Genomic DNA, 11,940 nt, shown 5'->3' on the forward strand with positions numbered 1-11,940 from the left:
TTTAATTACTTAGCGTTACGGTTTTTACACTTTTAAAATCACTCATATCCGACGTGATAATTTCGTCGCCGGCTTTTAAACCACTTTTAATTTCGACGAAATCGAAATTGCTTAATCCGGTTTTAACCGTTCTTCGCTCTGCGACACCATTATTTAAAACAAATATTTCTTGAAGATTTGAACCATTAAAAGCTGGTCCGTTGGCTACGCGTAAAATCCCGTTTCGGGTATCCGTTACCAGAAAAACATCAACCTTTTGGTTTGGACGTAACACTTTACTGTCTTTTTGGTTAAGCTGAATATCAAAAGAAACAATAGAATTGCTTACAGATGGAGAAATATTGGTAATTGTACCACGTAACTGTTCTTCTCCAACCTTGATTATAGCTGTCATGTTTTGATGAATTTTATCTAACAGATTATCAGAAATACTGCCTGCGATTTTAAAGCCGCTTAAATCTGCTATTCTTACTAAAGCCTCGCCTGCTTGAACACTCGTACCAATGTTTTTATTCACCCAGGTAATTACGCCAGGACGAGTGGCAGTAAGATTCGCCAAATCAAGCTTGCGTTTCAATCCGTTTAGATCATTTCGCTGAATGGCCAAGGCAATTTCAGCTTCCCTGATTTCAATTTTCATGGTTTGCTGTTTACTCTTAATTTCATTTTCCAGTTGAAGCTTTTCCAGATTGGCAACTCGTAAATCAAGCTCTGCCCGTTCCACATCTTCTTGTGTACCACCACCAGCTTTAAGCAAACGTTTTGCAGAAGAAACCGCATCTTTTAGATTACTGATACGCAATTGTTTTATACTGTTACTGGATTTTATATCGAAAAAACTTTTCTCTAAATCGAGCTTTAGCTTACGGATTTCATTCTCCTTAGATTCCATTTGAAACTGAAGCTTACCAAACTCATCTTCAGTAACCGATTTATCGAGCGTTAAAATAGATTGTCCTTTTTTTACCTGATTGCCTGCATCCATTAAAACATTTTGTATTGATGCATTTATCGGACTGGTTAACACTTCTTCAAATTCTGGAAGTACCTCGCCGGTTGCATTAATTGTATTTTCGATGATGCCAACTTCTACTTTTGCAGTTGTGATATCGGCATCGGTTAAGGCTGGTTTAAAATAAAACCTCACTAACCAAATCACAGCGATAAAAACAAGTAAGATTATGAAAATTAAAAAGTACGTTTTCTTCTTTTTCTTAGCTAAAACTTCTTCTTCAATGAGCTTGTCCATTTAAATATTTTTGAACAAGCTTTTACAAGCAAAATGCCAAAGTTAAACATCTATTAATCAAGTATTTGAAAAATATTAAAAAATAAAAAATGCCCGATATCGAACGTTGTGTTTCATATCGGGCATTTTAATGGGAAATAAAATTTAAGGCTTATCGCTAATTTTAAAAGTTTCTTTCATATTCACCAATCCTTTATTGCTGATGCCCTGAACGATGATTGAAAAATCATCAGCGATATCTCCTGCCTTGAAACTGATAGGAATTTCTCCTGAAGCATCCGTAGTCAATCCGGATTGCCAGTACAACGTTGAATGGTATTGCAAACCGCCATCATCTTCAATAGCCATATAATATTCTTTACCACTATTAATGCCTTTTACAGCAAGTCCTTTTTTTTCATTCTCGGTTAAGCAGCCTATGTACCAAACTCTATCAACTCTAAACCAAGCACCATCCAAATCAGTTCGTATCAGGTATTCTTTGTTCTTGATTGGTTTAAGTCGTTTTGAAAGTGGAGTTCCCGGATAATTTAAAATTCCTAATTTGTGAGCATCCACATAGTCACCACATTCGTTTGCACCAAGCTCTCCTTTAGTACCGAACATGCTGCCTTGCTTTACGGTTATCTCCACATCTTTTAAAGAAATTACGTTTTGAAGATTCTTTAATATTGAGTTTTCCTGATTGTTAGATAAGTTCTCAAATATGGAAGGTTTTACATTTTTAGCTAATGTATTTGTAATTGGGATGAAGGCATCATTCACTTTAATATCATATCCATTTTTTTCCAATCCCAATCGATAATAGATATTCTTATTTTGTTCCACGAGTAAATTATCATTGCTCAATTCAAAAGAACCATCAGTATTACTGCTTATAATTCCGGTATTTATCCCTCCAAAAGAAACTAAATCAACAGCTTTTTTTAATGATTTTTTACCGCTCGTAATTGCCCCAGTCATTAATGGGTAATGAGTTTTAAAAACCGAATCCTGATTTTGTGCAATCAATTCCTCTCGCTTATATCTTCTCCAGCCTTTTATCAATAAAATATCTTCCAGATAATTTTTATCTAACATACCATTACCCGAAGGATTTGCAGGTAGGTTTTTTAAATTATTATGCAGGTAAAAATAGTCCTCTATATTTGCTGTCTTAACACTAATTCGGTTGCGCTGAACCACGGCTACTGAAACAATTCCAGATGCAGCTTTACCACCTTTATCTGCTAACTTCAGTTTTATCCGTACTGAATCTCTTTTGTAATAATTACTTTTTTCGAGCTCAATTTTTGAAGTTAATTCCTGCTGATTATAATGCGCAAAAAACAGCCTTTCAGCAAGTGGTTTCCCGGTATCATCAAGAACCGTCAAAGTTGTTATTCCTTTAGGAAGTGCAAGAAGCGAAACATTAAAAATTCTCGCAGATTCGTTTGATTTTCCATTTAGTAAAACATAGTCGCCCAAATCGTTGTGTAGCATAATTTGAATTGGCTTTGCCTCTTTAGAAGATAAGATAAACCGCAAACTATCATTTACGAGTGCCTTCGGAAGACTGATAGTTACATCTGTATCATCTGAAGCACTTGGAAGTTTTACATTTGAATTTTCTGGTACGTATGCCCCGGAATATAAGTTTACACTATAGCTTTCACCTGTTTGAGGATGGATTGTAAAAGAGCCCATTCCGTAAGCGTTTGTTGATATTTCATATTGCGCTTCGTTATTTTTCATTAACATTCCCTTCAAAGCAAGTGGTCGGCCATCAGTTGTTTTAGCCTCCCAACCTACACGCGATTGCAAACCCGCAACCAATTCCCCACCTTCCGGGTAAAACTTAACATCCACGTTTTGCTTCTCAATTTCGGGCAATGATTTTGTATGGTATTGCACTTCTCCATCAACATTTACATTAAGTAATAATGTAGCCCGATGTTTTAGCAAATTTTCAGGAATAGTGATTGCTACCTGTTTTTTATCCAGCTTGATAGATTTTGAAAAATGCTCATTAATCTGATAATTTACCACAATGTTTGCTTTTCGGTTCGCATCCAGACCATTTACTTCAACCAAAGCACGAATAGCTCCGTTTTTTACTACCGTATCTATTAAAGTAAGTTTACTGGTAAAAGTTGGCTGACTAATATTTAGTACCTTAACAGATGTAGTAAATTGCGCAATTGGTAGTTCTTGAGAATTTAAAACATTTGTATAAGCCATTATCTGATAATTCCCGGGAGGAACAGAATCTGGCAACAATACAAAGTCCGAACTTAAACCATCAGTAATATTAAATTTTTGAGAGACTTCTACTTTTTTAGTTAACTCATTTATGAGCGCAACATTTAAAACCTTATGCTCGCCTACCGGATTTGGAGTATTGAGCAGATAAGCACTAAACCAGATTTTCTCGTTATTAGTATATATCCCCTTATCGTGGTGCAGAAATAAAAAGGCCGTCGGCTTAATTTTACGAAACTGATTTAAATTTTGATTAATTGTGGTTTGCGACCATGAGCTTAAAGCGTGAAGAAATATAAAACAGAGGAGAAAAATCTTTTTCATTTTGTTAACTCGGGCAGCAAACTAATAATCAACACATTAATATTATTGTAATATCGTCATTCGAGTTTTAAAAACTAATTTCATAGTTTCATTGTTACAAAACATTACTTGCTTTTAAGTTAAAATAGTTTCTCTCAGGGCAACAAAATTATGTCTGCTTATTAATAGTTTTAGTTGTAAGACGGCTTTTCAAATTATGTGCACATAATGTATATTTACAATCCCTATTAGTGCAGTTTTTATATGATTGAAAATACCTTTGGCATCAATATCGTGCCAGATAATGATGCTTCTCGCCTCGAAGCTTTGTATCGCTATAGAATTGTAGATACACCATCAGAAGATAGTTTTGATGGAATTGCAAAGCTTGCGACACAAATTTTCAATGTTCCAATCTCGCTTTTATCACTAGTTGATGCCGAATCAGTATTTTTCAAGGCGAATGTTGGTATGGGTAAGGCTAAAGATGCAAACCGGGGTAAAAGTCTTTGTGCACTTGCTGTACTTGATAAAAAGGTTACAGTTTTTGAAGATGCATTGAAAGAGCCTTGTTTAATGGCCAATCCGAATGTGGTTGGTGATTTTGGTTTAAGATTTTATGCCGGAGCACCTTTAATAACGCATGATGGTTTTTTAATTGGAACGCTTTGCATCATAGATAAAAAAGTTAGACAGTTTAGTGAAACTGATAGAGTAATACTCGAAGGATTGGCAAAAACGGCTATGGACCAAATAGAGCTCAGACTTTCATCATTAGATACCATAGAAAAGTTTGAGCTTGCAAATGATAACTTAAAGGCTACACAATTAGAACTTAAAGAATCGGTTGAAGAACTTGCCTCCATTAATGAAGAACTAAGCACTGCTAATGAAAACATTAGCCATTCTTACGATATGACTGTTTTGTTAAACAGGAGTTTAAGGGATAGCGAAATCAGGTTTAAATCATTTATTAATAAAGCGCCGGTTGCCTTTGGTATTCTTAGCGGCAGAGAATTAATTATTGAGGTTGCCAATGATATGATTTTAAAAGTATGGGGTAAAACTAAAACCGTTATTAATAAACCACTTGAGCTAGCACTTCCAGAATTAAAAGGGCAACCATATTTGGAAATTTTAGATAATGTATTTACATCGGGCAAAACATATATTGGAGAAAGTGCTAATGTGAAGCTTAATTACAATGGCGAGTTGAAAGACTCTTATTTCGATTTTATTTACGAGCCTCTTAAAAATGAATCTGGAGAAACTAATGCCATTATTGTAATTGCTAACGATGTAACGGATAGAATTTCCAGAAAGCTGGAACTGGAGAGTGTTAATAGTCAGCTTCAAATTGCTTTACATGCAGGAGAGCTTGGCTCATATAGTCTGGATATTACGACCGGAAAAATGACTTGCTCCGACCAATGCAAAAAGAACTTTGGATTGACAGAAAGTGATAGGTTTGATTTTGAAGATTTAATGGAGGCAATTGTACCCGAATTCAGAGAAAAGGTACAGCAAAAAGTAGAAGAGGCGATAAAAACCAATTCAGTTTATCATGCAGAGTATTCAATTAAATGGCCCGATGACACTATACATTGGATTAATGCGTCTGGACTTCCAGATTATGATGCAGAAGGAAATCCTGCAAAAATGAACGGCGTAACAGTTGACATCACCAGAAGAAAGAATTACGAACGACAAAAAGATGATTTCTTAAGTATTGCCAGTCATGAGCTTAAAACACCAATAACCAGTTTAAAAGCAAGTATTCAGCTTTTATCGAAACTTAAGGATACGCCAAACCATGAAATGATTCCGAGATTAATCGATCAGTCGGCTAAAAGTATGGATAAGCTAAATGCTTTAGTTGATGACCTCCTAAATATTAACAGAGTTAGCGATGGGCAATTACAGCTTGTTAAAGAAACTTTCACTGTTTCAGAAATGCTTAATCTTTGTTGTAATCATGTTAGAATAGCTGGAAAACACCAACTTATTGTGCAAGGAGATTTAGAAGCGAAGATTTTTGCAGATGAACATAGGATAGATCAGGTTGTGGTAAATTTAGTAAACAACGCTGTAAAGTACGCTCCAAATTCCAAGAACATATACTTAATTGTAGATAGCTTCGAAGATAAGATAAAGGTAACGGTAAAAGATTCCGGAGACGGAATAGCTCCTGAAATACAGCCGTTTCTTTTCGAAAGATATTATAGAGCCAACAACAAAAGTAAAACTTACTCTGGCTTAGGTTTAGGCCTATACATTTCATCGGAAATTATAAAAAGGCATGGTGGAGAAATTGGCGTAGACAGCACAGTTGGTGTTGGTAGCAGTTTTTGGTTTACAATTCCCCGGGCTTTATCTTAAATAAAAACAATAACTCATCATGATCAGTTAAACTTCAAAAAGAAATTACTGTAAATATTCTTTATCAGTTACCAATTCCAGCCATTTGGTTTCACCTTTTTCTCTACCAATAACTGCAAGTTGGGTAAAGCTACTGTCTCGGCTTGCGTCATGCCAATGCTCAATATTTGGCGCACATTTAATTACATCGTCTTTCAAAAGCCTTAGTGAAATTGCTTACAAACTCGGTTTTAAATATCCGGAGCATTTTATCAGATAATTTGAAAAATGTGTTGGAAGCACACCAAATGAATATAGAAATATCAATTAGCATAACTGATAAGTTAATCTATTCCCAGTTTGTTTAGGATGTAAGTAGGAAAATCGCATATTTTTAATAGCTTTAGTTCTTAATACTTTTTTAATGGCTAAAACAATCAAAAAGCCCGATGCTCCATCGATTGGAGCCATCTCTAAAACACTCACCGGTATTTCTGGACTTGATGAAATTACTTTAGGTGGATTACCTTCCGGACGCCCAACCCTTATCTGTGGTGAGGCAGGCTCTGGAAAAACCCTTTTCTCGATAGAATTTATTGTTAGAGGTGCCTTAGATTACAATGAACCTGGTGTATTTATCGCCTTTGAAGAAAAGGCTGATGAATTAAAAACCAATGTAGCCTCTCTTGGCTTCGACCTTGATAAACTAGAACGCGATAAAAAAATACGCCTTGATTATGTCCATATAGACCGATCAGAAATTGAAGAAACTGGCGAATACGACCTTGAAGGTTTATTTATACGATTGGGTTATGCCATTGATAGTATTGGAGCCAAGCGTGTAGTATTGGATACAATTGAGAATCTTTTCTCAGGCCTGAAAAATGAAGGCATACTCCGGGCAGAAATTCGCAGATTATTTCAGTTTTTAAAATCTAAAGGTGTAACCGCAATTATTACCGGAGAACGCGGTGAAAAAAGTCTGACCAGACAAGGTTTGGAAGAATATGTTTCTGATTGTGTAATACTTTTAGATCACAGAATAATTAATCAGATTTCTACCCGTAGATTAAGAATTGTAAAATATAGAGGCTCGGTACATGGTACAAACGAATATCCATTCTTAATTGATGATGAAGGGATTTCAGTTTTACCTGTTACTTCACTAGAATTAGATAAAGAGGTTTCATCTGATAGTGTATCTTCTGGCGTAGCATCACTCGATCAAATGCTTGGCAATTCTGGTTTTTATAGAGGAAGCAGCATCCTTGCATCTGGAACTGCCGGTACAGGTAAAACAAGTATCGCCACAAGTTTTGCAAATGCAGCATGTTTAAGGAAAGAAAAATGTCTGTTTTTTGCCTTTGAAGAATCGCCAAAGCAAATTATCCGCAACATGCGTTCAATCGGAATGGATTTGCAGAAACATGTGGACAAAGGGTTTCTTGAATTTTATGCCTCTCGTCCAACCCTTTTTGGATTGGAAATGCATTTGGTTGCCATCCATAAAGCGATACGTAAGTTTAAGCCTTCTGTAGTGATTTTAGATCCAATCACAAACCTGATTACAATTGGCTCGGTAAGTGAGGTTAAAACCATGTTGGTTCGATTGATTGATTTCCTTCAAACAGAACAGATTACTGTTATGTTTACCGCCTTAACGCTAAACAATATAGTAAATGAACAAACCGATGAAGGTGTTTCTTCTTTAGTTGATGCCTGGTTATTAATACGTGACATCGAAAATAATGGCGAGCGTAACCGTGGATTATACATCATGAAATCGAGAGGTATGAAACATTCTAACCAAATTAGAGAATTTGTAATTACAGACAAAGGATTGGATTTAGTTGATGTGTTCTTAACCGAAGATGGCGTTTTAACCGGTTCGGCTAGAGAGGCAAGGTTATTGCTTGAACAAACTGGTGAAATTATTCACGAACAAGCGATCAGCAGAAAAGACAGAGAACTAAGTCGCAAACGTAAGGTGCTCGAATCTAAAATTGACAGCCTTAAATCGGAATATGAATCAGCTGAGGAAGAGCTAAATAAAGTTTACGTAGAAGAAGCTTTAAAGAAACAGATAATGGGCGATACGATATCAAAAATGACTGATTTGCGCCGTGCAGATATTTCATCACAGGGTAAGTCATCTAAAAAAGGAAAAAAATAGTGGGTAAGTTATATGAGTTGCGATTGTATGTCGCAGGAAAAACGCTTAAATCTGTTGTTGCACTCGCAAATCTTCAAAAGATTTGCGAAGAACACTTGGAAGGCAAATACAGTATTGAGGTAATCGATCTTTTAGAAAAACCGCAATTGGCAGAAGGAGATCAGATTCTGGCCATACCTACGCTTGTAAAAAAAGTACCAGAACCAGTAAGAAAAATCATTGGCGATTTATCCAATGTAGAGAAAGTATTGGTGGGTCTAGATATTCGTCCTAGAATAACATCATAACAATGGACGATGGCTACCAAATAAATCCTGAAAACAGTTCAGCAGGTGAGCATTTTGCTTTACGGCTTTTCATCGCCGGCTCATCTCCTGTTTCGGTGAGGGCAATTAAAAATCTTCGTGACATCTGTGAGGAATTTCTCACAGGTCGCTTTACATTGGAAATTATTGATGCCCATCAGCAACCACAGCTGGTAAAGGATGAGAATGTTACAGCCATCCCAATGCTTATTAAAAAAGAACCTCAACCCAAAAGACGGTTGATTGGTGATTTCTCAGATCGTGAAAAGGTTTTGAAAGGCTTAGGTTTAAGGTACTAGCAGATGGATAAATCTATTGAATATAGCAAACTTGAAGAAATTAATCGTGAGCTCAGGATTCAACTTGAAGAAGCAAACGATATTATTCATGCCATTAGAACTGGAGAAGTTGACGCACTGGTTGTAAACGGCGAAGATGGCCATCAGCTATTTACCCTCAAAAGTGCAGATCAATCTTATAGAATATTTATCGAGCAGATGATCGAGAGTGCAATAACACTCGATGCTCGTGGAATTATCTCTTATTCAAATTCTCAATTTGCAGCGCTTTGTAACGTACCTTTAGAAAGCGTTATCGGTAAAAAGTTTTCTGATTTTGTATCGCTTCAATATCACGATTTTGCGAATGAAATTATTGATAATGCCTGGGAGATAGATACAAAAGCAGAATTGTACCTTAAGGATAAAGATGGGGAAGATATACCGGTACAACTTTCGCTGAAACAATTAAGGCTCGATGAAGGCTTTGTTTTAAGCATCATAATTACCGATTTAACCGACCTTAAGAAAACACAGTTATTACTACAATCCAAAAATGAAGAACTAGAGGTGGCCAGAAAAGTTGCCGATGAGCTTAACGAAAACCTCGAACTTATTGTTAAAACCAGAACACAAGAACTTGAGGTTAAGAATAACCAGCTTATCAGCGCATTAAATGATCTACAGGAAAGTGAAGACAACCTACATTCTGCCTTTAATGCTGGCGAACTGGGTAGTTGTAGCCTGGACTTAAAAACCGGGAAAGCTGAAATGTCTGAGAAATTCCGTGCACTTTATGGTTTGCCAATCTCAGGAGAAATTAACTGGGAAATGGTACTTAGTGCGGTTGATAAGGCTTACATTTCTGAGTTGAATGAGGTGCTGGAAAGGTGTATAAAAATAGGCACACCTGTTGACAGTACCTACCCGATAAAACACCTGATTACTGGAGAAAGACGGTGGATGAGAGTAGTCGGAAAGTGCAAAAAGAATCAAGAGAATGAATTTGTAAGCGTTTATGCCATTTTAATGGATGTAACAGACCAAAAGCAAGATGAACAAAGGAAAAATGATTTCATTGCAATGGTTAGCCATGAACTCAAAACCCCTTTAACCTCAATGAAGGGCTACATTCAGGTTCTTCAGGCGAAAGCAAAAAAAGAAAATCTCGATTTTGCAAACAAAGCCTTGGATGGAGCAGACCGACAAGTTGGAAAAATGACCAGTATGATTAATGGTTTCCTAAATGTTGCCAGATTGGAATCCGGTAAAATAATGATGGATTTCAAAAACACTAATCTTGTTGAGCTTGTAAAAGAAATTGTCGAAGAATATATTCCTAGCGCTACCGGACATGAGTTTATCCAGAATTATGATGGTGAATTATCAATTCTTGCCGATTGGGATAAACTTGGGCAGGTGATTAATAACCTTATCAGTAATGCTTTAAAATATTCTCCAGGCAATAGCCAGATTTTAATCCACTGTTACCAAAAAGATAATTGTGCCATATTCAGCATTAAGGATTTTGGAATGGGCATAAGGGCAACGGATTTACCAAAACTTTTCGAAAGATTTTATCGCGTAGAAAATCAAAAGACAGCAACAGTTGCTGGTTTTGGAATTGGGCTTTATCTTTCATCAGAAATCATTGCCAGACATGGTGGTAAAATTTGGGCAGAAAGTGAATTCGGTAAAAGTTCCACTTTCTATTTTAGCATTCCACTTTAAATCACAACCGTTTGTAGTCTATGTACCATTTGGCGAATTATCTTTAAATAGAGCCGCCAACAACCAATCTTGATTCATCAATTATGGTTTGTGCAAAAGAACTTCCGGCAATGCAACGCATCATTCTGCCAAATGCCAGCTTACCTAAATGATAACCACTTGTTTCTGCATAGGTAATTTCTGGATAAAAAAGTTGTGGAATCATCCCATCACTTATGGCAATTACCCCCAAATCATTAGGCACTTGCAAACCTTTTCGTTGTATGGCTTTCATAGAGCCTGCTAAAATTTCATCGCTCATACAAAAAACTGCAAATCGTTTGCCTTTAAAACCAGCTAGTAATGAAAGTGTAAGCTGCTCTGCTTCTTCAGAACTTCTGGCATGAACCGTTTTCAGATTGATTTTAACATCATCCTTAAAAAGAACAGATGTAAACTTTTGCAACCTTGCTTTTGTAATCGACATATTTTTATCTCCAAAAATACCGAGTACATTCACAATGCCTTTTTTTAAAATTTCTTCTGCCGCTATGGTTGCAGCATGCTCATCTCCCACACATATTTTATTACACGATTCATATTGCGGAACTTTATCGAAAAAAATAACCGGAATACCATGAACGTCCAATTTCAAAAAAGGTTCAATATCTTTTGTTTCTGAAGTAATTGCGATAAAAATTCCTGAAACTCTTTTATGTCTGCAACTTTTTAAAATTTGCTGCTCAATTTCCGGATCGTTTGATGAGCGATAAATAATAACTGAATAACCATAAACCCTGGCATCTTCTTCAATGGCGCTTATAAACGAATGATAAAAGAAATTAGACAAGCTTGGAACCACAACAGCAAACTCTTTACTACTGTGGGTACGCAAATTTACGGCATAGGGGTTTGGGTCGTATTCCAGTAATTCTGCAAGTTCATTTATCTTTTTCTTGGTATCAGCAGAAATATCAGGATGATCTTTTAACGCCCTGGATACTGTAGATATACTCACATTTAACCGCTCAGCAATCTTTTTTAAAGTTGGATTCTGTTTCATGGTTTTACATTTGGTTACTCAAATATAAGTTTTCCACAGCAAACATTTTCGCAAATGTTTCCGCAAACGTTTGCGGAGATAAATCGCTGATTTCTATACTTTTAATTTAGATATAACCTTATCTTCATATTAACATTACGAAATATACCCAGCATCATCCTGAAGATCTGTTTACTATTTCAACTGCATAACCAAATATTAAAGATTACAAAATATTCATGTTTCCTCTTTTTAAGGAAGCTTGCAATGAAATAGAAAAT

General features: G+C 36.1%; 9 protein-coding genes. 5 read left to right on the top strand and 4 right to left on the bottom strand.

Features of this window, described 5'->3' with window-relative positions; genetic code table 11:
• Nucleotide 1 precedes the first annotated feature (1 nt).
• Both ACO05K_RS14720 and ACO05K_RS14725 read right to left on the bottom strand, forming a co-directional pair.
• Nucleotides 2-1,249, bottom strand: coding sequence for an efflux RND transporter periplasmic adaptor subunit (locus tag ACO05K_RS14720; protein WP_421945183.1), 1,248 nt, complete (start codon nucleotides 1,247-1,249; stop codon nucleotides 2-4).
• 144 nt (nucleotides 1,250-1,393) lie between these two features.
• Nucleotides 1,394-3,814, bottom strand: coding sequence for a hypothetical protein (locus ACO05K_RS14725; protein ID WP_421945184.1), 2,421 nt, complete (start codon nucleotides 3,812-3,814; stop codon nucleotides 1,394-1,396).
• A 243-nt stretch (nucleotides 3,815-4,057) separates the two neighbouring features.
• Between ACO05K_RS14725 and ACO05K_RS14730 the strand changes: the two genes are divergently transcribed.
• Complete coding sequence (locus tag ACO05K_RS14730; protein ID WP_421945185.1) at nucleotides 4,058-6,172, top strand: ATP-binding protein; 2,115 nt, start codon at nucleotides 4,058-4,060, stop codon at nucleotides 6,170-6,172.
• Between the two features lie 45 nt (nucleotides 6,173-6,217).
• Here ACO05K_RS14730 and ACO05K_RS14735 read toward each other — a convergent pair whose 3' ends face one another.
• Nucleotides 6,218-6,370, bottom strand: a complete 153-nt coding sequence (locus ACO05K_RS14735) for a hypothetical protein (RefSeq protein WP_421945186.1) — start codon at nucleotides 6,368-6,370, stop codon at nucleotides 6,218-6,220.
• 205 nt (nucleotides 6,371-6,575) lie between these two features.
• On the opposite strand from ACO05K_RS14735, the gene kaiC reads away from it, so the two are divergent.
• The 4 genes from kaiC to ACO05K_RS14755 are packed head-to-tail and all read left to right on the top strand — an operon-like array spanning nucleotide 6,576 to nucleotide 10,638.
• On the top strand, nucleotides 6,576-8,324 hold the full coding sequence (gene kaiC / locus ACO05K_RS14740) for a circadian clock protein KaiC (protein WP_421945187.1): 1,749 nt from the start codon (nucleotides 6,576-6,578) through the stop codon (nucleotides 8,322-8,324).
• A complete protein-coding gene (gene kaiB, locus ACO05K_RS14745) occupies nucleotides 8,324-8,611 on the top strand; it encodes a circadian clock protein KaiB (protein ID WP_421945188.1) in 288 nt (95 codons plus the stop codon). The genes kaiC and kaiB overlap by 1 nt, the downstream gene beginning before the upstream one ends.
• Nucleotides 8,612-8,613: 2 nt before the next feature.
• The gene (locus ACO05K_RS14750) at nucleotides 8,614-8,928 is read left to right on the top strand and encodes a circadian clock KaiB family protein (protein ID WP_421945189.1); all 315 of its coding nucleotides are present in this window, start codon (nucleotides 8,614-8,616) and stop codon (nucleotides 8,926-8,928) included.
• Between the two features lie 3 nt (nucleotides 8,929-8,931).
• On the top strand, nucleotides 8,932-10,638 hold the full coding sequence (locus tag ACO05K_RS14755) for a PAS domain-containing sensor histidine kinase (protein ID WP_421945190.1): 1,707 nt from the start codon (nucleotides 8,932-8,934) through the stop codon (nucleotides 10,636-10,638).
• Between the two features lie 43 nt (nucleotides 10,639-10,681).
• Here ACO05K_RS14755 and ACO05K_RS14760 read toward each other — a convergent pair whose 3' ends face one another.
• Nucleotides 10,682-11,680, bottom strand: coding sequence for a LacI family DNA-binding transcriptional regulator (locus ACO05K_RS14760; RefSeq protein ID WP_421945191.1), 999 nt, complete (start codon nucleotides 11,678-11,680; stop codon nucleotides 10,682-10,684).
• Between the last annotated feature and the right edge of the window lie 260 nt (nucleotides 11,681-11,940).

This window comes from Pedobacter sp. (genome assembly GCF_965227205.1).
GTDB lineage: Bacteria > Bacteroidota > Bacteroidia > Sphingobacteriales > Sphingobacteriaceae > Pedobacter.

Bases quoted from the DNA above. Each gene is read 5' to 3' on its own strand.
- ACO05K_RS14720 (WP_421945183.1), bottom strand. From the start codon at position 1,249: ATGGACAAGCTCATTGAAGAAGAAGTTTTAGCTAAGAAAAAGAAGAAA.
- ACO05K_RS14725 (WP_421945184.1), bottom strand. From the start codon at position 3,814: ATGAAAAAGATTTTTCTCCTCTGTTTTATATTTCTTCACGCTTTAAGC.
- ACO05K_RS14730 (WP_421945185.1), top strand. From the start codon at position 4,058: ATGATTGAAAATACCTTTGGCATCAATATCGTGCCAGATAATGATGCT.
- kaiC (WP_421945187.1), top strand. From the start codon at position 6,576: ATGGCTAAAACAATCAAAAAGCCCGATGCTCCATCGATTGGAGCCATC.
- ACO05K_RS14750 (WP_421945189.1), top strand. From the start codon at position 8,614: ATGGACGATGGCTACCAAATAAATCCTGAAAACAGTTCAGCAGGTGAG.
- ACO05K_RS14755 (WP_421945190.1), top strand. From the start codon at position 8,932: ATGGATAAATCTATTGAATATAGCAAACTTGAAGAAATTAATCGTGAG.
- ACO05K_RS14760 (WP_421945191.1), bottom strand. From the start codon at position 11,680: ATGAAACAGAATCCAACTTTAAAAAAGATTGCTGAGCGGTTAAATGTG.